General features: G+C 62.1%; 22 protein-coding genes. 17 read left to right on the plus strand and 5 right to left on the minus strand.

The genetic code is table 11. The features are described 5' to 3' along the window. Window positions 1-5: 5 nt before the first annotated feature. The 5 genes from WA145_RS16305 (at window position 6) to WA145_RS16325 (ending at window position 3,928) form a co-directional block, all read left to right on the plus strand. Window positions 6-686, plus strand: coding sequence for a TetR/AcrR family transcriptional regulator (locus tag WA145_RS16305; protein WP_422582590.1), 681 nt, complete (start codon window positions 6-8; stop codon window positions 684-686). A gap of 30 nt (window positions 687-716) precedes the next feature. Beyond that, on the plus strand, window positions 717-1,268 hold the full coding sequence (locus tag WA145_RS16310; protein ID WP_422582569.1) for a hypothetical protein: 552 nt from the start codon (window positions 717-719) through the stop codon (window positions 1,266-1,268). Between the two features lie 20 nt (window positions 1,269-1,288). Further along, window positions 1,289-2,584: a flavohemoglobin expression-modulating QEGLA motif protein gene (locus tag WA145_RS16315; protein ID WP_422582570.1), complete on the plus strand. Its 1,296-nt coding sequence runs from the start codon at window positions 1,289-1,291 to the stop codon at window positions 2,582-2,584. Window positions 2,585-2,774: 190 nt separating this feature from the next. Then, window positions 2,775-3,521, plus strand: coding sequence for a TIGR00266 family protein (locus WA145_RS16320; protein ID WP_422582571.1), 747 nt, complete (start codon window positions 2,775-2,777; stop codon window positions 3,519-3,521). Between the two features lie 92 nt (window positions 3,522-3,613). Beyond that, the gene (locus WA145_RS16325) at window positions 3,614-3,928 is read left to right on the plus strand and encodes a hypothetical protein (RefSeq protein WP_422582572.1); all 315 of its coding nucleotides are present in this window, start codon (window positions 3,614-3,616) and stop codon (window positions 3,926-3,928) included. Between the two features lie 15 nt (window positions 3,929-3,943). Here WA145_RS16325 and WA145_RS16330 read toward each other — a convergent pair whose 3' ends face one another. Beyond that, entirely contained in the window at window positions 3,944-4,288 is a 345-nt protein-coding gene (locus tag WA145_RS16330) for a pilin assembly protein (RefSeq protein WP_422582573.1), read from the minus strand. Window positions 4,289-4,433: 145 nt separating this feature from the next. Between WA145_RS16330 and ppc the strand changes: the two genes are divergently transcribed. The 6 genes from ppc (at window position 4,434) to WA145_RS16360 (ending at window position 11,106) form a co-directional block, all read left to right on the plus strand. Continuing rightward, a complete protein-coding gene (gene ppc / locus WA145_RS16335; protein ID WP_422582574.1) occupies window positions 4,434-7,070 on the plus strand; it encodes a phosphoenolpyruvate carboxylase in 2,637 nt (878 codons plus the stop codon). 246 nt (window positions 7,071-7,316) lie between these two features. Next, window positions 7,317-7,964 carry an adenylate kinase gene (gene adk / locus WA145_RS16340; protein WP_422582575.1) on the plus strand — a complete coding sequence of 216 codons (648 nt, stop codon included), beginning with the start codon at window positions 7,317-7,319 and terminating at the stop codon, window positions 7,962-7,964. Between the two features lie 195 nt (window positions 7,965-8,159). Then, window positions 8,160-8,945 carry a 5'-nucleotidase, lipoprotein e(P4) family gene (locus WA145_RS16345; RefSeq protein WP_422582576.1) on the plus strand — a complete coding sequence of 262 codons (786 nt, stop codon included), beginning with the start codon at window positions 8,160-8,162 and terminating at the stop codon, window positions 8,943-8,945. A gap of 140 nt (window positions 8,946-9,085) precedes the next feature. After that, complete coding sequence (gene tsaB / locus WA145_RS16350) at window positions 9,086-9,766, plus strand: tRNA (adenosine(37)-N6)-threonylcarbamoyltransferase complex dimerization subunit type 1 TsaB (protein WP_422582577.1); 681 nt, start codon at window positions 9,086-9,088, stop codon at window positions 9,764-9,766. Between the two features lie 134 nt (window positions 9,767-9,900). Further along, complete coding sequence (locus WA145_RS16355; protein WP_422582578.1) at window positions 9,901-10,242, plus strand: hypothetical protein; 342 nt, start codon at window positions 9,901-9,903, stop codon at window positions 10,240-10,242. A 3-nt stretch (window positions 10,243-10,245) separates the two neighbouring features. Continuing rightward, complete coding sequence (locus tag WA145_RS16360; RefSeq protein WP_422582579.1) at window positions 10,246-11,106, plus strand: DUF72 domain-containing protein; 861 nt, start codon at window positions 10,246-10,248, stop codon at window positions 11,104-11,106. On the opposite strand, the gene WA145_RS16365 is transcribed toward WA145_RS16360, so the two are convergent. Next, window positions 11,103-11,906, minus strand: coding sequence for a hypothetical protein (locus WA145_RS16365; RefSeq protein WP_422582580.1), 804 nt, complete (start codon window positions 11,904-11,906; stop codon window positions 11,103-11,105). The genes WA145_RS16360 and WA145_RS16365 overlap by 4 nt on opposite strands. A 67-nt stretch (window positions 11,907-11,973) precedes the next feature. On the opposite strand from WA145_RS16365, the gene WA145_RS16370 reads away from it, so the two are divergent. Then, on the plus strand, window positions 11,974-12,762 hold the full coding sequence (locus WA145_RS16370) for a class I SAM-dependent methyltransferase (RefSeq protein WP_422582581.1): 789 nt from the start codon (window positions 11,974-11,976) through the stop codon (window positions 12,760-12,762). A gap of 8 nt (window positions 12,763-12,770) precedes the next feature. On the opposite strand, the gene WA145_RS16375 is transcribed toward WA145_RS16370, so the two are convergent. Then, entirely contained in the window at window positions 12,771-13,409 is a 639-nt protein-coding gene (locus tag WA145_RS16375; RefSeq protein WP_422582582.1) for a TetR/AcrR family transcriptional regulator, read from the minus strand. Window positions 13,410-13,500: 91 nt separating this feature from the next. Here WA145_RS16375 and WA145_RS16380 point away from each other — a divergent pair, with 91 nt between their 5' ends. The 3 genes from WA145_RS16380 (at window position 13,501) to WA145_RS16390 (ending at window position 19,509) form a co-directional block, all read left to right on the plus strand. Further along, complete coding sequence (locus tag WA145_RS16380) at window positions 13,501-14,622, plus strand: efflux RND transporter periplasmic adaptor subunit (RefSeq protein ID WP_422582583.1); 1,122 nt, start codon at window positions 13,501-13,503, stop codon at window positions 14,620-14,622. A 5-nt stretch (window positions 14,623-14,627) separates the two neighbouring features. Beyond that, window positions 14,628-17,708, plus strand: a complete 3,081-nt coding sequence (locus tag WA145_RS16385; RefSeq protein WP_422582584.1) for an efflux RND transporter permease subunit — start codon at window positions 14,628-14,630, stop codon at window positions 17,706-17,708. Between the two features lie 361 nt (window positions 17,709-18,069). Further along, window positions 18,070-19,509, plus strand: a complete 1,440-nt coding sequence (locus WA145_RS16390; protein ID WP_422582585.1) for a sodium:solute symporter family protein — start codon at window positions 18,070-18,072, stop codon at window positions 19,507-19,509. Window positions 19,510-19,829: 320 nt separating this feature from the next. On the opposite strand, the gene WA145_RS16395 is transcribed toward WA145_RS16390, so the two are convergent. Both WA145_RS16395 and WA145_RS16400 read right to left on the minus strand, forming a co-directional pair. Continuing rightward, window positions 19,830-21,200 (minus strand): diguanylate cyclase domain-containing protein, encoded by a 1,371-nt coding sequence (locus WA145_RS16395; RefSeq protein WP_422582586.1) that lies wholly within the window; start codon window positions 21,198-21,200, stop codon window positions 19,830-19,832. A gap of 164 nt (window positions 21,201-21,364) precedes the next feature. Next, window positions 21,365-22,060: a GNAT family N-acetyltransferase gene (locus tag WA145_RS16400; RefSeq protein ID WP_422582587.1), complete on the minus strand. Its 696-nt coding sequence runs from the start codon at window positions 22,058-22,060 to the stop codon at window positions 21,365-21,367. A 182-nt stretch (window positions 22,061-22,242) separates the two neighbouring features. Here WA145_RS16400 and WA145_RS16405 point away from each other — a divergent pair, with 182 nt between their 5' ends. Next, window positions 22,243-22,986, plus strand: coding sequence for a class I SAM-dependent DNA methyltransferase (locus WA145_RS16405; protein WP_422582588.1), 744 nt, complete (start codon window positions 22,243-22,245; stop codon window positions 22,984-22,986). Window positions 22,987-23,211: 225 nt separating this feature from the next. Continuing rightward, entirely contained in the window at window positions 23,212-24,228 is a 1,017-nt protein-coding gene (locus WA145_RS16410) for a sterol desaturase family protein (protein WP_422582589.1), read from the plus strand. Window positions 24,229-25,050: the final 822 nt, after the last annotated feature.

Here is a 25,050-nt window from a genome sequence, read left to right on the forward strand (position 1 = left end):
CCACCCTGGTGGCCAACGCCGTTGCCGAGAGCGTGCAGTACCAGGGCCGCAAAGCCAGCCGTCAGGGCAGTGAACAGCGTCGCCAGGCCATTCTCGATGCCACCATGCGCATTATCGTGCGTGAAGGCGTACGCGCCGTGCGCCACCGCGCGGTAGCCGCCGAGGCCGAAGTGCCGTTGTCGGCGACCACCTATTACTTCAAAGACATCAACGACCTGATTACCGATACCTTCGCCCAGTTCGTTGAGCGCAGCGCGGCGCACATGGGGCAGTTCTGGAGCAGTACCGAAGGGTTGTTGCGTGAGCAGGTCAGCCGCCTGGATGGCAGCGCCGAAGCGCGTCGGCGTCTGGCCAATGAAATCGCCCGGTTGGCGGTGGAATATGTGCGCCAGCAATTACTGACCCGCCGTGAACACCTGCTGGCCGAGCAGGCCTTTCAGCAGGAGGCCTTGCTTAACCCACGCCTGCACGGGCTGTTGCGCGCCCATCGGCAGATTTTGCTGCAGGGTGTGACGCACTTCTTTGAAGTACTGGGCTCACAACAGGCGGAGCAGGATGCCAAGCTCTTGACGGCGATTATTCTGCGCATGGAGTATCAAGGCCTGCTCGATGGTGTCGATCATCTGGACAGTGAAGAGATGTTGGCCATGCTTAAACGTTATATGCATCTTGTACTCGGGCTATAGCCCGCTCAATCCGTTCACAAGGAGAGCTGAATGAAAGCCTGGCGCGCGCTGCTTGCCGTGTCCTTCCTGTTGCTTAGTGGCTGTCTGGTGACCTTTAAGGACCCGATTCCTGCCAATGAAGCAGCCCCGATTCCCCTGCTTGGCGAGTGGTCGCGCAAGAATGAGTGGGGCGAGCAGCTGTATCTGCAAATCACCCGTGCCGGCTCCAACCTGTACAAGGCCCGGACCTATGTGGACAACCCGGATAACCTCGACAGCGTTGAAGAATACGGCTTTACCGTGGCCCACCATGGCCGCCGCTGGTACCTCTCGGCCGGTTTGCCGAAAAGCCTGGGGGCGAACTTCGCCATCGCCGGTTTCGAACTGACCAGCAGCAATGAGCTGGTGATCTACAACCTGGATGTCGACCGGATTCTTCAGGAGCTGGAGCAGGGCGTGTTACAGGGCGAGGTGATCGACGGTGCTGAAGGCGCTGGTGTGTTGATCAGCAGCCCGCTGGAGCAGGTGTTCGGCTACCTCGACGACCAGGCCAATTCGGATGTATTTATTGAAGTCGCGCGTTATCAGCGGGCGGGTGACTAGCAGCTTGTGGTGAGGAAAGCATGAACAGTCATACCGAGTTGGACGATTATCAGTTGATCGTGCGCGCGCTGTCCGACCGCCTGGTCGATGCGCAAACGCCGATTCGCGTGCTGGATGCGGTGAAGTGGGACGACTCGATCCGCAGTGAGTTTCTCAAGCACAAGGGCAAGAAGCTGCCCGCCGTCGACCAAGCCTACTACGCCAACCGGCCGCTGCCCTTCGATGCGCCGGCGAAGAAGCTGGAATTCCAGAATATCGAGCGCGACATCACCCGTCAGCTCGGCCAGTTCAACCCGGTCGGGCAGATCATGCGGCGCATGTGCCGTGAGTACCGCATGGTCATTCGCATGCTCGAAGCACGCGGCACCGAAGATTTCGGCCTGATCAGCCAGGAACTCTATGGCGCCGCTTCCGACGCCTTCCATGCTGGCGACCCGACCCTGGCTGACCTGGGCCTGATGTTTTCCGACTTCCTCAACAACATCGACAAGCGTGGCGACCTCAAGGACGACGCCAAGACCCTGACCGCCAAAGAGGCGGTCAACCTGCTGCAACACCGCCTGAACAAGGTATTTGGCGAGGAGGAGGGCACCATCCGGGTGTTCGAGTCCGACGGTATTCTTGCCGATGCCGCCGCTGGCGCCGACTACATCAAGATTCGCAGCGACGCGATGTTTAACGAACGCGATGTGCGCGCGCTGGAAGTACACGAGGGCCTGGTGCATGTGGCCACCACCCTCAATGGCCTGAACCAGCCGGTATGCACCTTTTTATCCAAGGGCCCGCCCTCGTCCACGGTAACCCAGGAAGGCCTGGCGATCCTGATGGAGGTGATCACCTTTGCCTCTTACCCAACCCGTTTGCGCAAATTGACCAACCGCACCCGCGCCATTCATATGGCCGAAGAGGGCGCCGATTTTCTGCAGGTATTCGATTTTTACCGCGAGCAGGGTTTCAGTCAGGAAGACAGCTACAGCAACGCCAATCGGGTGTTTCGTGGCTCCACCCCCAACGGCCTGCCTTTCACCAAGGACCTGTCCTACCTGAAGGGCTTTATCATGATTTACAACTACATCCACCTGGCCGTGCGCAAAGGCAAGCTGGAGCAGATCCCCCTGCTGTTTTGCGGCAAAACCACCCTGGAAGACATGCGCACCCTGCGCCAGTTGGTGGATGAGGGGCTGATCGTCGCGCCCAAGTACCTGCCGCCGCAGTTCAGCGACCTCAACTCGCTGTCGGCCTGGATGTGCTTCTCCAACTTCCTCAATCACCTGAGTCTTGATCGGATCGAAGCCGACTACGCCAATATCCTCTAGGAGCTACTGCGCTCGGCCATGCAGCGTTGCGCACGACCTGAAAAATGCTCATTTACAGCCGTAAACTCCGCTTTTTCAGATCGTGCGCGCCTTGCCTGACCTTCGCTCGGGACGCTCCTAGCCGTTCAGTAGGTTAACCGTAGCCCGGATGCAATCCGGGGCGATTTTCCCGCATTGCCAGGAGCTCCCCATGCCCAGCCATCAACTCGACTACGAAATCTTCGGCGCTTCCGCGCAGAGCGTGGAGATCATTCTCGATCCGGGCGAAACGGTGATCGCCGAAGCCGGCGTGATGAATTACATGACTGACGGCATCCGCTTTGAAACGCGTATGGGCGATGGCGCGGCCACGGGTGTGCTGGGTAAATTGTGGGGCATGGGTAAGCGCATGCTGACCGGTGAATCGCTGTTTATGACGCACTTTTCCAATGCCGGCAAAACTCCGGCGCGAGTGGCCTTTGCTGCGCCGTACCCTGGCACCGTGGTACCGATTCAGCTGGCGGAACATGGCGGCACGCTGATCTGCCAGAAGGACGCCTTTCTCTGCGCGGCTTTTGGCACCGCGGTCGGCATCAGCTTTAACAAGCGCCTGGGCGCCGGGTTCTTCGGCGGTGAAGGGTTTATCCTGCAAAAGCTCGAAGGCGACGGTCTGGCCTTTGTGCATGCCGGTGGCACGGTGATTCGCAAGGAGCTGAACAACGCGACGCTGCGCCTGGACACCGGTTGCCTGGTGGCTTTCAGCAGCGGCATTGACTACGACATCGCCCTGGCCGGCGGCCTGAAAAGCATGCTGTTCGGCGGCGAGGGCATCCTCCTGGCCACCCTCAAGGGCACTGGCACGGTATGGGTGCAGAGCCTGCCGTTCTCGCGTCTGGCCGAGCGTATCTATGCAGCGACGTTCAAGGCCCGCGAAGAAGTGCGCGCCGGCGGCAAATGATGCGGCAATCTGGGTCTGTGCAGGCGCGAGTGTTTGCGGCAAGCTGCGCCGCCTGTGCTTAGCCTGCTAACTGTGAGTTTTGAGAGCCTGTTATGAGTGAAATAAACCCCATCCCGCTGATCCTTACCGGCATCGGCAGCATCTGCGCCACGGTGGCGGTGCTCGGCTATTACGGCTACCTGCATATCGCCAAGCCGGAAGATGCCTTGCTGCTGTCCGAGTTCACCATGCTCAAGAGCGTGCCGGGTGAGGACTACAAGGTTTCGCTGAAGCCGGCCGGCCAGGTGGCGCAGTGCATCGATGGCGTGCTGGTGCTGTTTGACCTTGAGCAGAAAGGCCTCAGTGGCGTGTTGGTGGACCAGCGCAAACAGGCCGTGCGCTGCACCGAAAGCCTGGGCGGCCAATAGCGGCGTGCCTTTGGCTCAGTGCTCGCAGCTGCTTTGCTGCTCGTTCAAGAGTTGCAAGTGCTTGCGTGACAGCGCCAGAAAGCGCGGGGTCAGGCCGATGTCTTCATAGAGTGGGTCACCCTGCTCGTCGGTGGCCACCACCTTGCTGCCCTTTACATAGGGCATGCCGGCTTCCAGCTCCTCCAGTGCGGCCCCGAGCAATTCGCCGAGCAACTCCTCTATATGGTGTTTGGGGTACATCTCCTGCAGCGCCGCCAAACGTGCGGCGGCTTCCAGGTCCAGATGAATCTGGTAGGGCGTGCGGGTCAGGCTCCCCCGGGAATTTTCCTGCCAGTGCCGAACAAGCTCACGAATCTTCATAACCACCTCGTGGTTCCATGCTGCGCATAGCGCCTTAAACTTAAGCCTAGCCCGCTGCGGGCAATTGCGCGGTCGCTGCGTCGCGCCCTTGTAAGAAGTTGGCGCGCTGGGCACTCTGGAGGCAGGATCAGCGGAGGCAAGACTCATGGCAGAAATCGACGCGCGGCTGCGCGAGGACGTCCACCAGCTCGGCGAACTACTGGGTAACACCATCAGCGTGCAACATGGCGTAGCCTTTCTCGACAAGATCGAGCGCATTCGCAAGGGCGCCAAGGCCTCGCGCCGCGGTTCGCAGGAGGGTGCGGAGCAACTCAGTGCAACCCTGAACCAGCTAGAGGATGACGAGCTGCTGCCGGTGGCGCGGGCCTTCAACCAGTTTCTCAACCTGGCCAATATCGCCGAGCAATACCACCGCGTACGCCGCCGCGCGCCGGGTGAGGCGCAGCCGTTTGAAGACAATATTCTCGCCGATCTGCTGCAGCGGCTATCCAGCAATGGCCACCAGGGCGAGGCCCTGGCCCGCCAGTTTGGCCGCCTGGATATCGAGCTGGTGCTGACCGCGCACCCCACCGAGGTGGCGCGGCGCACGTTGATTCAGAAATACGATGCGATGGCCGAGCAGCTGGCGGCCGGCGACCATAGCGATCTCTCGGCGGCCGAACGTGAGCAGGTCAAACAGCGCCTGCAACGGCTGATTGCCGAAGCCTGGCACACCGAGGAAATTCGCCGCAGCCGGCCCAGCCCGGTGGATGAGGCGAAATGGGGCTTTGCGGTGATCGAGCATTCGCTCTGGCAGGCCATCCCCAATGTGTTACGCAAGGCCGATCAGGTGCTGCACTGTGCCACCGGGTTGCACCTGCCGTTGGATGCGGCGCCGATTCGCTTCGCCTCCTGGATGGGCGGTGACCGTGACGGCAATCCGAATGTCACCGCCAGCGTGACCCGCGAAGTGCTGTTGTTGGCGCGCTGGATGGCGGCGGATCTGTACCTGCGCGATGTGGATCAACTGGCCGCCGAGCTGTCCATGCAGCAGGCCGGCCCGGCGCTGTTGGCACGGGTGGGGGCGAGTGCCGAACCTTATCGCAGCCTGCTCAAGCAGCTGCGTGAGCGTTTGCGCGCTACCCGCAGCTGGGCCCAGGCTGCGCTGAGTGAGCAGATTCCAGTGCCCGCAGCGGTGCTGCAGGACAACCGCGAGCTGCTCGAGCCGCTGACCCTGTGCTACCAGTCGCTGCATGACTGCGGCATGGGCGTGATCGCCGATGGCCCGCTGCTCGATTGCCTGCGCCGCGCGGCGACCTTTGGCCTGTTTCTGGTGCGTCTGGATGTGCGTCAGGACTCCAGCCGGCATGCCGCTGCCATGAGTGAAATCACCGATTACCTCGGCCTGGGCCGTTACATCGATTGGGATGAAGAGGCGCGCCTGGCGTTCCTGCTGGCCGAGCTGGACAACCGCCGGCCCTTGTTGCCGGCGCATTTCAAGCCCAGCGGCGAAACCGAGGAAGTGCTGGCCACCTGCCGCGAAGTCGCTAGCGCGCCGGCCGCATCCCTGGGTTCCTACGTGATTTCCATGGCGGGCGCCGCCTCGGATGTGCTGGCGGTGCAACTGCTGCTCAAAGAGGCCGGGTTGCAGCGGCCGATGCGCGTGGTGCCGCTGTTCGAGACCCTTAATGACTTGGACAACGCCGGCCCGGTGATCAGCCGGCTGCTGGCGCTGCATGGCTACCGCGCGCGTCTACACGGGCCGCAGGAAGTGATGATCGGCTATTCCGATTCGGCCAAGGATGCCGGCACCACGGCGGCGGCCTGGGCACAGTACCGCGCCCAAGAAGCGCTGGTGCAGGTGTGCCGTAAGCAGGATGTCGAGCTGCTGCTGTTTCACGGCCGCGGCGGCACGGTGGGGCGCGGCGGCGGCCCGGCGCACGCGGCGATTCTGTCGCAGCCGCCCGGCTCGGTAGCGGGGCGTTTTCGCACCACCGAGCAGGGTGAAATGATTCGTTTCAAATTCGGCCTGCCGGATATCGCCGAGCAGAACCTCAATCTGTACCTGGCGGCGGTACTCGAAGCCACCTTGCTGCCCCCGCCCAGTCCGGAACCGGCCTGGCGCGAGTTGATGGACAAACTGGCCAGCGACGGCGTCAGCGCCTACCGCGCGGTGGTGCGCGAGCATCCGCAATTCGTCGACTATTTCCGCCAGGCCACGCCGGAGCAGGAACTGGGTCGTCTGCCATTGGGCAGCCGCCCGGCCAAGCGTCGTGAAGGCGGGGTGGAGAGCCTGCGGGCGATTCCGTGGATTTTCGCCTGGACCCAGACACGCCTGATGCTGCCGGCCTGGCTGGGTTGGGAGGCAGCGCTGGACAACGCCTTGCAGCGCGGCGAAGGCGAGCTGCTCGGGCAGATGCGCGAACACTGGCCATTCTTCCGCACCCGTATCGATATGCTCGAGATGGTGCTGGCCAAGGCGGACGAGTCCATTGCCCAGCTGTATGACGAGCGTTTGGTTGAGCCGGGCCTGCGCCCGTTGGGCGAGCATCTGCGCGGCCTATTGTCGCAGGCGACAGCCGCAGTGCTGGGTTTGACCGGCCAGTCGCAGCTGCTGGCGCACAGCCCGGAAACCCTGGAGTCGATCAGTGTGCGCAACACCTACCTGGACCCACTGCACCTGCTCCAGGCCGAACTGCTGGCGCGCTCGCGGCTGCGCGACAATCAGGCTGACAGCCCTCTGGAGCAGGCCTTGCTGGTCAGTGTGGCGGGCATTGCCGCCGGCCTGCGTAATACGGGTTAGCTGCGCTGTGCAGGCTTGGCGGTGCCTTAGGTGGTGCGGATGTAGTGCGCTTTGCCGTGCACTACATTTTAGCGGTGGTCGCTGGCGTATCCGACTTTAGGTGGCTTGTGCGCTATGGGTGCGCTGTGTATCTTGAGCGGCCTTTCGGCACTCTGGCCCAGTTTGGCAGCGCTGCTTGAACACTTTTGAGATTGGCCCCACGAGGCGAGTCCGACGATTTTTACTTAAATCTTGAGGAGCACATCGATGCGCGTGATTTTGCTGGGGGCGCCCGGTGCCGGTAAAGGTACCCAAGCTGGTTTCATCACCAAGAAATTTGGTATTCCGCAAATCTCCACCGGTGACATGCTGCGTGCTGCGGTCAAGGCCGGCACCGAACTGGGCCTGGTTGCCAAAAGCGTGATGGACAGCGGCGGCCTGGTCTCCGATGACCTGATCATCAATCTGGTCAAGGAGCGTATCGCCCAAGCCGATTGCGCCAATGGTTTCCTCTTCGATGGCTTCCCGCGCACCATTCCGCAGGCTGAAGCCCTCAAGCAAGCCGGCGTGGTGATCGACAACGTGGTCGAAATCGCCGTTGATGACGAAGAAATCGTCGGCCGTATCGCCGGTCGCCGTGTGCACCCGGCATCGGGTCGCGTCTACCACACCGAGCACAATCCGCCGAAAGTCGCTGGTTTTGATGACGAGACTGGCGAAGCGCTGATCCAGCGTGACGACGACAAGGAAGAGACCGTGCGTCATCGTCTGTCGGTCTATCACTCGCAGACCAAGCCGCTGGTGGACTTCTACCAGAAGCTCGCAGCCGCTGACGGCGCGCCGAAGTACAGCGCCATCGCCGGTGTCGGCTCGGTGGACGAGATCACTGCCAAGGTGCTCGCTGCCCTCAGTTAAGCCCTGCTGCAGTCAACCAACGGCCCGCTTTTGCGGGCCGTTGGCGTTTCTGCGGTTGGCGCGCTGGACTCGCTGAGCGTCGTTCATAGAACAGTAACCTTGCTCGCCTAGGCTAGCATCGCTTCTGGTCTATACCACGACGAGATGGTCATAGACGTTAAGCCTTAACCCTTACTAAGGAAGAGAGCGCGTTCAATGACCGAGAAAACAGCAAAGAGTGCCATCTGGTTGGGCCTTGCGTTAGCGCTGGTGGGCAGTCCTGCGACCTTCGCCGATACCCAGGCGAAGCCCAAGACCGACTGTAGCGTTGCCGAGTTCACCATGGGCCTGCGCTTCCAGCAGCAATCGGCAGAAGTCCAGGCCCTACAGTTGCAGGCCTACAACATCGCCACCCTGAAACTGGATGCGGCCGTGGCGGCGGCGAAAGATCCGTCCAAGCTGGCCATCGTCACCGACCTGGATGAAACCGTTATCGATAACAGCGCCTTGCTGGCGCGGGACCTGGCCAACTGTCACAGCTATGACGCCTGGGACACCTGGCTGCCCTGGGAGCGCGACGGCACCCCGGCGCTGATTCCGGGGGCGAAGCAATTTCTTGAGCACGCCGATAAGCTTGGCGTGACCATTCGCTATATCTCGGACCGCGCCGATGAGCAGAAGAAGTACACCCTGGCCACCCTGAGCAAGCTGGGACTGCCACAGATCTCTGAAGAAAGCGTGCTGCTGCTGGGGCCACCCAAGGTCGAGCGCCGCGCCATCGTCAGCGCCGATCAGCAGATCGTGCTGCTGCTGGGCGATACGCTGCATGACTTCGATGGACGTTTCCGCAAGACGCCGTTGGCCGATCAGCGCGCCACCGTCGCTGCTGAGGCAGGCAAATGGGGCAGCGAGTGGATCGTCTTCCCCAACGCTAGCTATGGCACCTGGTCTAAAGCGCCCTTGCAGGGCTGGGACGCCAAGACCGTTATCGAGGCCTGGTAAAAGCTGCTGTTGGCTGATGCTGCGCCGGGCCGTGCTGGCCCGGCGCGTGCTTGCTGTCCGGTAGGCGAAAGTGATTGCGCTGGAAAAAAAAACCTCAAGCCGTTTTAATGCCGGTCCATTTCGTCACCTGTCCGAATGCAATGACCACTCTCCTGGCCCTGGATACCGCCACCGAAGCCTGTTCCGTTGCCCTGCTGCATAACGGCCAGGTACTCAGCCATTACGAAGTGATTCCGCGTCTGCATGCCCAGCGTCTGTTGCCGATGATCAAGCAGCTGCTGGCCGATGCTGATGTGCCGCTGTCGGCGCTCGACGCGATTGCCTTTGGACGTGGCCCGGGCGCTTTTACCGGTGTGCGGATTGCCATCGGCGTGGTGCAGGGATTGGCGTTTGCCCTGGAGCGTCCGGTGTTGCCGGTGTCCAACCTGGCCGTGTTGGCGCAGCGCAGCTTGCGCGAGCACGGCGCGCAGCAGGTGGCAGCGGCCATCGATGCGCGTATGGATGAAGTCTACTGGGGCTGCTACCGCGCCGAGCAGGGCGAAATGCGTCTGGTCGGCGTCGAGGCCGTATTGCCACCGGAGCGTGCCTGTCTGCCGGGCGATGCCAGCGGCGACTGGTTTGCCGCCGGTACTGGCTGGGGCACCTTTGCTGCGCGTATTCCGGTTGCTGTAACGGGGCAGGATGCCGCCATGCTGCCGCACGCCGAAGACCTGCTCAGCCTGGCGCGCTTTGCCTGGGCCCGTGGTGAGGCGCTGGACGCCGACCTAGCGCAGCCGGTTTATCTGCGTGATCAGGTGGCCACGCCCAAGGCTTCCGTCTAAACCGCCGGGAATCGGCGCACCTTCTGTCGCGCATATTGCCGCGTAGCAGCGGGCTTGATTGCCAAGCCGGTCTGCGCCGGCTAGATTGCCATCACTTGTGTCCATCGTTGGCTAAGCAAGCCGAGCAGTAACTGATGCGTATCGACGGTTTTACCTCCTCTTACTCGCCAGACCGCAGTGCCCGCCCGGGCTCTGCGGTTACGCCATTTCGCGAAGCGCAGCGCGAGGTTGAGGAGCGTCGTGAGCAGCCCGCATCACCCGCCAGCACTCAGGGCTTCGAGTCCGTTGCCCAGGCGCGCAAGGTCGAAGCCAGCAATCCCAGCAGCGACAGTCTGCCATCGCGCCTGCAAGACCAGCTGTACCAGCCGCCACTGAACAACCGCGCCGCCCAGGCGTTGGCCAGCTACAGCTCCACCGCCAGTTTCGCCAGCGAGACGGATGCCCAGCAGGTGCTTGGCCTCGATCTCTACGCCTAGTCAATGCTGCCTTACTACCTCGGTTGCCCGTCATGGAGCGAGCCCGCCTGGCGCGGTGTCTTGTATCCGCAGGGCAGTCGCAGCGCCGACTTGCTGCCGCTGTATGCCCAGGTGTTCAACGCCGTTGAGGGCAACACCACCTTCTATGCGCCGCCTTCTGTCCAGACCGTGGCGCGCTGGGCCGAACGCATGCCGGTGCATCTGCGCTTTTGTGCCAAGCTGCCGCGCCAGATCAGCCATAACGGCGACCTGCGTGACCAATTGAGTGCGGCCGAGAATTTCCGCCGCTTGCTGGCACCGCTGGGTAAGCGGGTGGCGCCGTTCTGGCTGCAGTTGCCGGCTAGTTTTGGCCCGCAGCGTTTGGCGGAATTGGCCGCGTTTATCGAGCCCTGGCAGGCCGAGGAGCTAGCCGTCGAGGTGCGTCATCCGGCGTTCTTTGCCAAGGCTGAGGAGGAGCGCAGCCTTAATCGCCTGCTGCTTGGCCGTGGTATCGAGCGCATCTGTCTGGATTCGCGGGCGCTGTTCAGTTGTGTATCCAGTGCGCCAGCGGTGTTGCATGCACAGACCAAGAAACCGCGTCTGCCGTTGCGGCCCACCGCCTTTAGCCAATCACCGCAGCTGCGCTTTATTGGCCATCCCGAGTTGCTGGCCAATGATCCGTTTATGGCGCCCTGGCTGGACAAGGTGGCGGGTTGGATCGAAGAGGGCCGCACGCCCTACGTTTTTCTGCACACCGCGGACAACCGCCTGGCTCCGCAGCTGGCGCAACGCTTTCATCAGCAGTTGATGCGGCGCCTGCCCGGGTTGGCCGCTTTGCCTGAGTGGGTGGTCGAGCCTAAAGCCGAGCAACTGGGCTTGCTTTAACGCTGCGCCAACAACAGATCGGCCGCCTGACCACTGCGGCCGTCGGCGAACTCGAAGCGGCCGAGTTGGGCGATTTCGTCGTAGGCGCCCAGGGCAATCTGCACGTCGCGCGCTTGCAGGTCGATGGCGCTGACGCCGGCCTGGCTCAGGGACTGGCTGGATTGCCGGCCCTGGGCGTCGAAGCGCAGCAGGCTCAGGCGTTCGAAGATCGCATCCTGCTTGTCGATGCGCCCATCGCCGTTGTCATCGTACTTGCGCAGTTCGGCAAAGCCGTTGGTCGCGCCGTTCTGGTCGCCGAACAGTTCGCGGCCATCGTCGATGCGGCCGTTGCCGTTGCGGTCATAGGCGAGCAGGGCGTCGTCACCGGTGGGTACGCTGATCTGCTCGAGCTTGCCGTCGGCATCCAGGTCAAAACGTACCGAGCGGTTGAGGCCGCTGGTGCTGAAGCCGTTGCCGGCCAGGTCGAGCACCAGCGGGTCGGTTTTCTGTGGCTCGGCGTTGATAGTGACGTTCAATTCCAGCTCGCGCTGGGCGGCCAGCTCCTGAAAATCGCTGGCCTGGGCGGTGACGGCGGGCGGTTCGCTGGGCGTTTGCGGCGGTCTGGCTGGCGCTTTGGCGTCCACCTCATCGGGTATCAGGGTGCGCCGCAGAATCTGGTAATCCAGCGAGGCGCGCTTGCCATCCTCCAGCGTTTCGCTGATCGAACTGCTGTTGGCGGCCGATGGCGCGACGCTGCGTGGAGCGGAAATCACATCGAACATGGCGAACTCGGTGCGGCTGGAAGCTGCCGGGTCTGGCAAAATGCCGCTCAGGCTGGTTATCGGCTGCTTTTGTAGTCATTTGAGTGATTTTTGAGCACATTTTCTGATGAGTGATGAGCGGCTAATAGCCAGAATTCGTATGCAGGCCCTGGCTCCCCATTTGCAGATGGCGGCTGAAACCTGGGCCGCGCGCCTGGGTTTGCCGCTGGAAGGCGACAGCGAGTTTGCCCTGCAGCTGGGCGAGGGTGGCTTGCAGCTGGTGGAACTGGGTCCGCAGGCGCCGGGGCCGGTGAAAGTGGATTTTGTCGAAGGCGCGGTGGCGCATCGCCGGTTGTTCGGTGGTGGCAGTGGGCAGATGATCGCCAAGGCGGTGGGCGTGCAGGCCGGGGTACGCCCGACTGTGCTGGATGCCACGGCTGGCCTGGGGCGTGATGCCTTTGTGCTGGCCAGCCTGGGTTGCCGCATGACCTTGATCGAGCGTCAGCCGCTGATTGCCGCGCTGCTGGAAGATGGCCTCGCGCGCGCGGCGCTGGACCGAGATGTGGCGCCGATTGCCGCGCAGATGCAGCTGCTTAACGGCAACGCCATCGAGCTGATGCGCGCCTGGCAGGGCGAGCCGCCGCAGGTGATCTACCTCGACCCGATGTTCCCGCACCGTGACAAGAGCGCGCTGGTGAAGAAAGAGATGCGCCTGTTCCGCCCCTTTGTCGGTGATGACCTGGACGCACCGGCGCTGCTGGAAGCGGCGCTGAACCTGGCCAGCCATCGGGTGGTGGTCAAGCGCCCGCGCAAGGCGCCGCTGATTGACGGTGCCAAGCCGGGCTATGCCCTGGAGGGCAAGTCCAGTCGCTACGACATCTTCCCGAAGAAGAAACTACAAGCCGCCAGCGAGTAACGCCGGCGCTACTCGGCGCGGAAGGCGCGCAGAAATACCTCGACCGCGTCGCGCACATGGGCTTCGGCTGCGGCGCCCTGCAGCGCTTCACCGCAGCCGATCAGCAGGCGGAAGTTGGCGCCGCCCTTGATCAGGCAGAAAAACTGATCCGCCGCGCTTAGCGGGTCGGGCACGCGCAGCTTGCCGCTCTGGTCGGCGCGGCGCAGCAGCTCTTCCATGCCGTGCAGCACGCGCTGTGGGCCGGCTTCGTAGAACATCCGCGAGAGTTTGGAGTCCTGCGCCGCCAGGCTCACCATCACCCGGTGCAGCTCCACTGACTCACGGCTGTTGATCAGCTCATTGAAGCCCCGGCCGATATTCAGCAGCAGCTGCGCCACTGGCACTTCGTCGTTCAGCTCGAACAGCAGTTCCGGCAATTGCTCCTCGCATTTGGACTTTACCGCTTCAGCGAACAGCTTCTCCTTATCGGTGAAATGGCTGTACACCGTGAGCTTGGAGACCCCGGCTTCCGCGGCAATTGCATCCATGCTGCTACCGTCATAACCATTGCTGAGGAAGAGGGTCTTCGCCGCTTCCAGAATGGCTTTGCGTTTGGCCAGGTCTTTGGGGCGACCGGGGCCGCTGGGTGGCAACACTTTGTTTGGCATTGGTCGTTTTTAATACTGGACTAGTGAGTTTGCTATTTTTACTATACCTGTCAGTTTAATTATTCAAAAGCCTCCACAAAGGTTAGTCATCATGTTTCGTCATGCACTGTCTGTTGCGTTGCCTGTCAGTCTTATCCTGTTGCTTGGCGCTTGCGGCAATGGCGAGCCCGCCAAGGTTGCCGTGCGCCCGGCGATGGTGGTGCAGCCACAACTGGCTGGCGACCTGATGGATGCCTACCCGGGTGAAGTCCGCGCACGCCTGGAGCCGGAGCTGGCGTTCCGTATCGCTGGCAAGGTGGCCAAGCGCCTGGTCGATGTCGGCGCGCGGGTGAAGAAGGATCAGCCCCTGGCCGAGCTGGACCCGCAGGACGTGCGCCTGCAGCTGGAAGCCATCCGCGCCCAGGTGGCGGCGGCCGAGGCCAACCTGCAGCTGGTGCGCGCCGAGCGTGACCGCTACAAGACCCTGCTGGCGCGCAACCTGGTCAGCCGCTCGCAGTACGACAATGCCGAAAACACCTACCGCTCCGGTGAAGCGCGCCTGAAACAGGTGCGCGCCGAATTCAACGTGGCCAATAACCAGGCCGGTTACGCCGTGCTGCGTGCTTCGCAGGATGGTGTGGTGGCGCGGCGGATGGTTGAAGTCGGCCAGGTGGTGGCCGCTGGGCAAACCGTATTCACCCTGGCAGCCGATGGCGAGCGGGAAGTGTTGATCAACCTGCCGGAGCAAGCCTTCGAGCGCTTCAAGGTCGGTCAGGATGTCGCGGTTGAACTGTGGTCGCAGCCGGATCAACGTTTCCCGGGGCGTATTCGCGAGATGTCGCCATCGGCCGATCCACAATCGCGCACCTTCGCCGCCCGCGTGGCCTTCGTGGAAGGTAAGGTGCCGGCCGAACTGGGCCAAAGCGCCCGGGTATTTATCGCCCACAACGGCGAGGTGCCGCTGGCCGTGCCGCTGTCGGCCGTGACGGCGGAGAAGGGCCAGCCCTACGTCTGGGTGGTCGACCCGAAGGATTCCACCCTCAAACGCACCGACGTGCGCATCGGTGCCTACGGCGAGAAAACCGTGCCGGTGCTCGAAGGCCTGAGCGCCTCCGATTGGGTGGTGGCGGCCGGTGGTCAGGTATTGCGTGAAGGCCAGCAGGTGCGCCCGGTTGACCGCGACAACCGGGCGGTGCAGCTGATGGCCAAGGCCGCCCTGACGGTCGAGGAGTAAGCCCGATGGATTTCAACCTATCCGCCTGGGCGCTGCGCAACCGCCAGATCGTCCTGTATCTCATGCTGTTGCTGGCTGTGGTCGGGGCTATTTCCTATACCAAACTGGGCCAGAGCGAAGACCCACCCTTTACCTTCAAGGCCATGGTGGTGCGCACCAACTGGCCAGGGGCGAGCGCCGAAGAGGTCTCGCGCCAGGTCACCGAACGCATTGAAAAGAAGCTGATGGAGACCGGCGACTACGACAAGATCGTCTCGTTCTCGCGCCCGGGTGAGTCCCAGGTGACCTTTATCGCCCGCGATTCGATGCATTCTGCCGACATTCCCGAGCTGTTCTATCAGGTGCGCAAAAAGGTCAGCGATATTCGCCACACCTTGCCCCAGGGCATTCAGGGGCCGTTCTACAACGATGAATTCGGTACCACCTTCGGCAATATCTACGCGCTGACCGGCGAAGGCTTCGATTACGCGGTGCTCAAGGATTACGCCGACCGCGTCCAGCTGCAGCTGCAGCGGGTCAAGGACGTCGGCAAGGTTGACCTGCTCGGTCTGCAGGACGAGAAGGTGTGGATCGAGCTGTCCAACACCAAGCTGGCTACCCTCGGCCTGCCGCTGGCCGCCGTGCAGCAGGCGCTGGAAGAGCAGAACGCGGTGGCTGCCGCCGGCTTCTTCGAAACCGCCTCGGATCGCGTGCAACTGCGCGTCACCGGTCGTTTCGAGACGGTTGAGGAAATCCGCAACTTCCCGATTCGTGTGGCCGAGCGCACCTTCCGCATCGCCGATGTGGCCGAGGTCAAGCGCGGCTTCAATGATCCACCCGCACCGCGCATGCGCTATATGGGTGAAGACGCCATTGGCTTGGCCGTATCGATGAAGCCGGGTGGCGACATTCTGGTCCTCGGTCAGGCGCTGGAAGGCGAGTTCGCCCGCCTGCAGGAAACCCTGCCGGCCGGCATGCAGCTGAACAAGGTCTCCGACCAGCCGGCAGCGGTGAAAACCGGCGTCGGCGAGTTCGTCCGCGTGCTCACCGAAGCGGTGATCATCGTGCTGCTGGTGAGCTTCTTCTCCCTTGGCCTGCGCACCGGCCTGGTGGTGGCGCTGTCGATTCCGCTGGTGCTGGCGATGACCTTTGCCGCCATGTACTACCTCGGCATTGGCCTGCACAAGATTTCCCTCGGCGCCCTGGTGCTGGCGCTGGGCCTGATGGTGGATGACGCGATCATTGCCGTGGAGATGATGGCGATCAAGATGGAGCAGGGCTATGACCGCATCAAAGCGGCCAGTTATGCCTGGACCAGTACGGCCTTCCCGATGCTCACCGGCACCCTGATTACCGCCGCCGGCTTCCTGCCGATTGCCACTGCGCAGTCCGGCACTGGCGAATACACCCGCTCGATCTTCCAGGTGGTGGCCATTGCCCTGCTGGTGTCGTGGATCGCTGCCGTGGTGTTCGTGCCGTACCTGGGCGCCAAACTGCTGCCGGACCTGGCCAAGCTGCACGCGGCCAAGCATGGCGGCAGCGCCGGCGGCCACGACCCTTACAGCACACCGTTCTACCGGCGCGTGCGCACGGCGGTGGAATGGTGCGTACGTCGGCGTAAAACCGTGATCCTGCTGACTATTGCGCTGTTTGTCGGCTCCATCCTGCTGTTCCGCTTAGTGCCGCAGCAGTTCTTCCCGGCATCTGGTCGGCTGGAACTGATGGTCGACCTCAAGCTCAGCGAAGGCGCCTCCCTGGCCGCCACCGAAGAGCAGGCCAAGCGTCTGGAACAGCTGCTCAGCGGCCATGAAGGCATCGATAACTTCGTTGCCTACGTTGGCACTGGCTCGCCGCGTTTCTACCTGCCGCTGGACCAGCAACTGCCGGCCGCCAGCTTTGCCCAGTTCGTGGTCCTGGCGAAAAGCATCGAAGACCGCGAGAAGATCCGCACTTGGCTGATTGACGTGTTGCGTGAAGAGTTCCCGACCCTGCGTACGCGCATCTCGCGTCTGGAAAACGGCCCGCCCGTGGGTTACCCGGTGCAGTTCCGCGTTTCCGGCGAGCATATCGACGAGGTGCGTCAGCTGGCCCGTCAGGTCGCCGACAAGGTGCGCGAGAACAGCCATGTGAGCAACGTGCATTTGGACTGGGAAGAGCCGAGCAAGGTGGTGCGCCTGAACATCGACCAGGAACGCGCCCGCGCCCTGGGCGTCAGCACCGCCGACCTCTCGCGCTTCCTGCAAAGCTCGCTGACCGGCGCGCCGGTGAGTCAGTACCGCGAAGGCAACGAGCTGATCGAAATCCTGTTGCGCGGCACCCTGAGTGAGCGTCAGGAACTCGGCCTGCTGCCGAGCCTGGCGGTGCCCACCGACAATGGCCGCAGCGTGCCGCTGTCGCAGATTGCCACCCTGGAGTATGGCTTCGAGGAGGGCATCATCTGGCACCGTAACCGTCTGCCCACCGTCACTGTGCGCGCCGATGTGTATGGCAAGGAGCAGCCGGCCAGCCTGGTCAAACAGATCCTGCCAACCCTCGAACCGATCCGTGCGCAACTGCCGGACGGCTACCAGCTGGACGTTGGCGGCACCGTGGAAGACTCCAGCCGTGGGCAGAAGTCAGTCAACGCCGGGATTCCGCTGTTTATCGTGGTGGTGCTGACCCTGCTGATGCTGCAGCTGAAAAGCTTCTCGCGCTCGGCCATGGTGTTCCTCACCGCGCCGCTGGGGCTGATCGGCGTGACCTTGTTCCTGCTGATCTTCCGTCAGCCGTTCGGCTTCGTCGCCATGCTCGGCACCATCGCCCTGTCGGGGATGATCATGCGCAACTCGGTGATTCTGGTCGACCAGATCGAGCAGGACATCGCCGCCGGCATGGACCGCTGGCACGCGATTATCGAAGCCACCGTGCGGCGTTTCCGGCCCATCGTGCTGACCGCCCTGGCGGCGGTACTGGCGATGATTCCGCTGTCGCGCAGTGTGTTCTTCGGGCCGATGGCCGTGGCCATCATGGGCGGCCTGATCGTCGCCACCGCGTTGACCCTGCTGTTCCTGCCGGCACTGTATGCGGCCTGGTTCCGGGTCAAGGAAGCGGAGTCAAAGCCAGCCTGAACCGACGCTTGATGTTGAAAAAGCCAGGCCCAGTGCCTGGTTTTTTTATGCCTTTTGGATAGGACGTTTACTGGTCTACTGTCAAAAATATGCAACTGTCAGTGGCGCGGCATAGGTGGTTTTTACAGCGATTACAGCCTGTTACAGAGACTCGTAAGATTTTTTGTGAATTATCTGCTGACGTTTCGTTGTTTTTGTTTGACATATTTTACGTATTTGCCAGACTGCGCGACCTTGAACGGGCGCGTGCAGCGACCCGTCAACAATGGTCATAACAAAAACCTGTAGCCCATCGTTCCGTCCTGCGCAGCCTGCGCGGGCCATGCATGCGGTGGGCTGACGTCTGTGGAACGGGAAAAGCATGCTGATCTGGTTTGTTGCGCTCTATTTGCTGGTGACTGTCGCCATCGGTTTCTATGCCTCCACCCGGGTGCACAACACCCGTGATTTCGCCTCTGGTGGTCGTAGCATGGGCTTCCCCATCGTCGCCGCCATGGTCTTCGCCACCTGGTTTGGTTCCGAGGCCGTGCTGGGCATTCCCGCCACCTTCCTCGAAGAAGGCTTTGCCGGCATCGTCGAAGACCCGTTCGGCTCCTTCGGTTGCCTGTTTCTGGTCGGTCTGCTTATCGCCCGGCCGCTGTACCGGATGAACCTGCTGACCATCGGTGACTACTTCAAGAAGCGCTTCGGCCCGCAGGTCGAGCTGATCATCAGCCTGGTCATCGTCATGTCCTACCTGGGCTGGATCGCCGCGCAGCTGATCGCGCTGGGCCTGGTGTTCAACGTCATCTCCGACGGCAGCATCAGCACCACCCAGGGCATGTTCCTCGGCACCTTTATCGTGCTGCTGTACACCCTGTTCGGCGGCATGTGGTCGATTGCCCTGACTGACTTCTTCCAGATGATCATCATCGTCGTCGGCCTGGTGTATCTGGTCTGGCTGTTCAGCGACATGGCCGGCGGCGCCGACCTGGTGATCAGTAAGGCGGCCAGCGAAGGCAAATTCACCTTGATGCACGCCTTCGAGCCCAAGGACATCGTCGCCTTTATCGGCGCGGCCGTGACCATGATGCTCGGCTCCATCCCGCAGCAGGACGTGTACCAGCGCGTGATGTCGGCCAAGAGCGAGAACATCGCCGCGCGTGCCTCGATGGCCGGTGCGGTGTTCTACCTGGGCTTCTGCATGCTGCCGGTGTTTCTGGTGTACGCCGCCTCGATGATCGACCCGGCGTTGGTGCAGAAGTGGCTGGCCGAAGACTCGCAGATGATTCTGCCGCTGATGATCCTGGAAAAGACCCCGCTGTTCGCCCAGATCATGTTCTTTGGCGCGCTGCTCTCGGCGATCATGTCCACCGCCTCCGGCACCCTGCTGGCGCCGTCGGTGACCCTGACCGAGAACGTACTCAAGCGCTTCCTGCCGGTGCTTAACGACAAGCAGTTCCTGCTGCTGATGCGCGTCACCATCCTGGTCTGCGCGGCGGCCACCCTGAGCTTCGCGCTGTATTCGGATGCGAGCATCTACGAGATGGTCGGCAACGCCTACAAGGTGACTCTGGTGGCGGCGGTGGTGCCGTTGTTTGCCGGGCTGTTCTGGAAGCGTGCAACCACCCAGGGCGCGCTGGTGGCCATCGCCTTTGGTCTGCTGTCGTGGATCTACCTGGAATACAGCTGGAGCGAAGCCGCCTTCTGGCCGCCACAGCTGGCGGGCCTGCTGTTCAGCATGGCCGGTATGCTGATTGGTACGCTGCTGCCGCAGTGGAGCCCTAATCACAACGGCACGCTGCTGGCCCAGGCCGAGTAAGCCTGTCGCTTGTTGACGCCCCCGCTGATCGGTGGGGGCAGCCCCCGGTACTCCGGCGTAGACGGTAGGCGCGGCCTTGGCTGCACTACCGTGGCGGTTACCTTGCGCTCTGCCAGGCGAAATTAGCCAGATACCGTGCCAGCAGCAAACCGCGCGCCGCGCTTTAACACTGCACGCTGGCCGCGGGTGAGCGATGGGAATAAAGACGGTCGCGTGTCGCCAAGACCCATATGCGACTGCATGGCAGTGAAAACAGAACGGGCGGCGATCAATCCGATAAAAAATCTAAGCCGCCAGTCAACCCAGGTGGTGCTCGCCCGCTACTGCTTGATCGCTTCCTCGACAACCACATAGCGCCTGCCGCCACTGCGTTTGGCCACATACATGGCTTCATCCGCGCGCCGTATCAGGTGCAAGTCACTCTGGCCATGTTCAGGGTATACCGCGATCCCCAGGCTTGGCGCACTCTGCAGTGTGTGCCCATTCAATAAGTAGGGGGCACTGAGGGCGACGAGAATTTTCTCGGCCACCAGGGTGGCATCTTCCTGTTGGCTGATGCTGTCCAACAGCACGGCGAATTCATCACCGCCCAAGCGGCCAACCGTATCGGACTCGCGTACGCACTGGCGCAGGCGCTGAGCGACCTCGCGCAGCAGCAGGTCGCCTATGGTGTGACCACAGGTGTCGTTGATCTGCTTGAAGTGGTCCATGTCGAGGTACAGCACCGCCAGCTGTGAGGCGTCTCTCTGCGCTCTTTGCAACGCCGTTCGCAATCGGTCGAGGAACAGCGCCCGGTTTGGCAGCTCAGTCAGGTGGTCGTATTGCGCAAGAAACTCCAGGCGCGAGTGCGTGCGTTGACGCTCTATCGCAGCCGCCACCTGGCTGGCCACAAACTGCAGCAGCGCCTTGTCCTGTTCGCTGTAGTGCACGCTCGCGCAATAGCTCTGCAGCACCAGCACGCCGATGGTCTGGGTGCCCGATATCAGCGGTACGCCCAGCCAGTCCAGGGCATGCAGCCCGGCCACTGCGCCATGCCGTGCAAGCAGCTGCGTAGCCGTTTCAGGGGTTAACAGCAGGGCGTTACCGGTGCGAATAACCTCGGCGCAGAAAGTCGCGCCGCACAGCGGTATGGGCGGCGGCGGTGCTGCAAATTCATCGGCGTGATAGGCAAAACTGAGCTGGTCATCTGCGGCGTCGTATAGCACTACAGAAAAATTCTTGGCGGGGAGCAACTGAGCAATCACCTCATGCACTCGCCCATAGAGTGTTTGCAGGTCGCCAATCGAGTGAGCCGCCTGCGATACCGCATACAGGGCGGCTTGCACCGCTTCGGCGCGCTTGCGCGCAGTAATATCGCGTGCCACACCCACCCGCACCTGCTCGGCCTCAAGCCATTGGGCAGACCACATGATATGCACGATATGACCGTCTTTATGCACATAACGGTTTTCGTGGTCATGCGAGGGTTGCCCCGAATTAATCTGCTGTACCAGTGCCCGGCTGGCGGCGCGGTCGTCGGGGTGCATCATGTCAAAGGCGCTGCGGCCAAGCATTTCTTCGGGCCGGTAGCCAAACACCCGCTCGCTGGCCGCGCTGACTGAGAGAAAGCGCCCTTGTTTATCCACTACACAGACAACGTCCAGCAGCAGATCCAGCAGCTTGTCGTGGGGCGGGTGGCTTTTTGATGTCATGGCGATAAATATACTGCGCCGCTTGCAGGGTTCGCTAGCCCGATGATTTATCCAAGAGCGCGGCTCGGTCCCAGGCTGCAATCAACAAGCGCCGCTCATGCTCATCCTGATTGACCCTCGCCACTGCGGTTATTGCATGGCTGCGGCTTGGCGCCGCGTTTGCTTCAATGCACGGTCGCTTGTGCCAGGCGCTCACGTACCAGCGCCTGCGCCTGCTGGGTCATCTGGTCGAGCAGGCGGTCGCGCTGTTTCTCCGCATCGCTCATGGCCCGCTTGCCGTGCTGCTTTAGCAGGTAGGCGTGGATCTGCTGGACTTCCTTGGAGTGGAAGATCGGCGCCAGGTCCTGTACCGCCAGCAGGCCGTTCGAGCGATAAGTGCGGGTATTCATCAGCACCTGCGGCCCCTGCGCGGCCAGCACCTGAAAACCCATGGCCTCGAAGATCGCTACCTTGCTGGCGACGCAGGCCAGTTCGGCGTGCGGGTGGCGGCTGATCATCTGCTGCAACAGGGCGCGGGCAATCCCGCGCCGGCGCTGGCTGGTCTGCACGGCCATATAGGCCAGGCTGCAGGCCTCGGGGTCATCCTGGGCGGGCAGGTACAGGGCAAAGCCCAGCACCTGGGACGGGTCGAGATCGTCCAGGGCCAAAAGCAACTGCGCGCTGCTGTCGATGGCGCTGTCCATGGCCTGCAGGTACAGGTGCATCTCGAAGCCGATCACGTACTGGTACAGCTGATACAGCGGGTTGCTGGGTGTTAGCGACACCGGGCTGATGTCGCTGAGGTAGTCCACCACCATCTGCAGCACCTGGCTTTTCAGTGACTCGGGGGGCGGGGTGTTCAGGTGTACAAGGGTGAACATCGTCAGTCGGGCTCCAGGCGTGCGCGATTGGGCGGGCGGCGTGGGCGGCATTGTAGCGCCCTCGGCTGGGCGTGTTGGCATCGGCTTGCGTCGCATCCAGCCGGCAGACGCGGCACGAGGCTGGTCCGGCTTGGGCTATGATGCGCGCCCCGCCCAAGCCGCTCGCTTATCATCAGGTCACTATGTCCATTAATGCCCTCTATACCGACCTGTCTGATTATTACGATCTGATGTGCGCCGATATCGACTACCAGGCGCAAAGCCACTGTATCGACCGACTGCAGCAGCTGTTCGGCAACGCCGGCCGCCGCCACCTCGATCTGGCCTGCGGCACCGGGCCGCATGTGCGCCATTTTATCGATGCCGGCTACACCAGCAGCGGCCTGGATATTAATCAGCCGATGCTGGACAAGGCCGCGATTCGCTGCCCGCAGGCGCACTTTGCGGTGCAGGATATGTGCGCCTTCAGCGTCAACGAACCGCAGGATTTGATCACCTGCTTGCTCTATTCCATCCATTACAGCGCCGGCATCGAACGGCTGAAAGCCTGCATCGCCAGTGTGCATGCGGCGCTGGCAACCGATGGCCTGTTCTGCTTTAACGTGGTCGATAAGGGCAAAATCGACAACAGCCTGTTTACCGCACACAGCGCTCAGTATGCGGACGGCCAGTTCACCTTCAGTTCCGGCTGGCACTACGCCGGCGAGGGCGAGCGGCAGGTGTTACGTCTGCGCATCGAAAAGGCCACGGCCGGTGAAACCCTGGTGTGGCACGACGAGCACCCGATGGTGGCGGTGGGCTTCACTGAGTTGCAGACGCTGTTGCAGCCGTACTTCGCCGTGCATGTGTTTGAGCATGACTACCAGAAGCTTATTCCCTGGGATGGGCTGTCGGGGAATGCGCTATTTGCCTGCGTCAAGATTTAGCGCCTTGAGTGGCAATGCGCATGGGACAACTCTGGCAGACGCCGGCTGTCTGACCCTGGACCGTTCTGTAGCGACTTACCCTTGTCTAACCGCCTCACTTATTCGGCTGCTGAGGCGGTTGTTCGCGTTACCTGTCGTGTGACTACAACTCTCATGTGTTAATGATTGGTTTTTTCTTATCATGGCCGCCGCTGTTTATCGAGGGGGTGGGGCGTGGAGGAGTGGTTGTTGATCTGCGAACCGGTGAGTGCGCTGCTAAGCACAGTGCTCAAGCAGATCGAGGGGTTTTTTGACCTCAATGGGCGCATTGGCGTGTTCTTCCTTAGTCTGTCATACGCCGTCGCTTACCTGCTGTATCGCCGACAGCGCCGGTTGGGGCAGACCGAGGCGCGCTCGTTCTGGCAGTTTGTCGGCGGTAGCCGGGTGTACCTGCATCCCTCGGCCTTGCTGGATTACCGCTACTACTTCGTACGCGTTTTGCTCAAGCTGCTGTTGATCGTGCCGATCATTGGCCTGGTGGATCCCTATGTGCTGCGCTCAGCGGACTATCAAGCGTTTTTCACCCAGCTCTGGGGTGCCCGGCCGCAACTGGGCGAGAACCTTGGCCTGAGCCTGCTGTTTGGTCTGGGGGTGTTTCTGCTTAACGACTTCGCCAGCTACTGGACCCACCGCGCCTTTCACACCCGCTGGCTGTGGGAGTTTCACAAAGTGCACCATGTCGCCCCGGTGCTGGTGCCGCTGACGGCCAGCCGCGTGCATTTCGTGGAGAAAATCGCCGACAGCCTGTTCACCACCCTGTTGCTGGGCGCCTATGCAGGGGGCTTCTGGTACCTGTGCGGCGGTGAAATCAGCCGCTACACCCTGTTCGGCGTGACCTACCTGGTGTTTATCTTCAACTGCCTGGCGGCCAACTTGCGCCACAGCCATGTCTGGCTGTCGTTTGGACCGCGCTGGGAGCATCTGCTCAATAGCCCGGCGCAGCATCAGATTCATCACAGCGCTGCGCCACACCATTACCACAAGAACTTCGGCACCAACCTGTCCGTCTGGGACTGGCTGTTCGGCACCCTCTACACCACCACGGCGCAACCCGAGCGCCTGACCTTCGGCACCGCCGAGCAGGACGCGCACCGCTACCTGACGCTCTACAGCCTGATCGTGCTGCCGTTTAGCGACACCGCACGTAAAGCCCTTGCGGCTTGCCGTGGCCGTATGTCGAACGTGGAGTTATCGCGCGAGTAGGGTGGGTGGCGCGTTATTTGTCCATCATTACGGTGGTTGTCCGGCTACTTGCTGTTTGAGTGCGTGGGAGGAGCTTTAGCCGCGAGCGTTGCGGCTTCTTAAGGGGCTTTATATGCGCCGCTTATTTGTTGTTTGGGCTAACGGTTCCGCCCTTACGGCGGCTCACTTTTGGCAGACGCCCCAAAAGTAAGCAAAAAGTCTTGCCCCTTGCATCCGGGTCTCGCTGCGCTCGACTCCCCTCGTTCCATCATTGCTCCAGGGGCCGGCGTACAAGGGCCGTCCCTGGCCCTTTACGCCTCTCGCCGCATCCATGCGGCTCGCTCCCTTCCACAACGATTCCGCTCGGCCTGCTGATGGGGCGTTTGTCCTGGCCCGAGCTGATTGGTTCGGCGTGGCAGCGAGTTGGCTTTTGATTTGTAGGATGGGTGGAGCAGCGCGATACCCATGCGGTTGGGTGACGGCCTGGTTGATGGGTATCGCTGCGCTCAACCCATCCTACGAATTGGCCGCTACCCCGTAGGAGCGGGCTTGCCCGCGATGCTTCTGCGTTGGCAGTTATGTTCTGTTCTTGCTCCGCTTTTGCCTTTCGCTCTGCTTTCCACAAATCGCCCAAACAACGCGATCCCCGAATCCCGTCAGAAGGCCGAGTGGAGGTGCTGCGGAGAGGGGCGTTTGGCATGGATGCCAAACGAGGAACGATGGGCCAGGGATGGCCCACCGTGACGACCCTCGGAACAGTGCCGGAGCGAGGGAAGTCTGGCGAAGCCAGACCCGTATGCCGGGTGTGCTTTCTCTTTGGTTACTTTCTCTTTGCACAAGCAA

The organism is Pseudomonas sp. (assembly GCF_049301935.1).
Taxonomy (GTDB): Bacteria; Pseudomonadota; Gammaproteobacteria; order Pseudomonadales; family Pseudomonadaceae; genus Aquipseudomonas.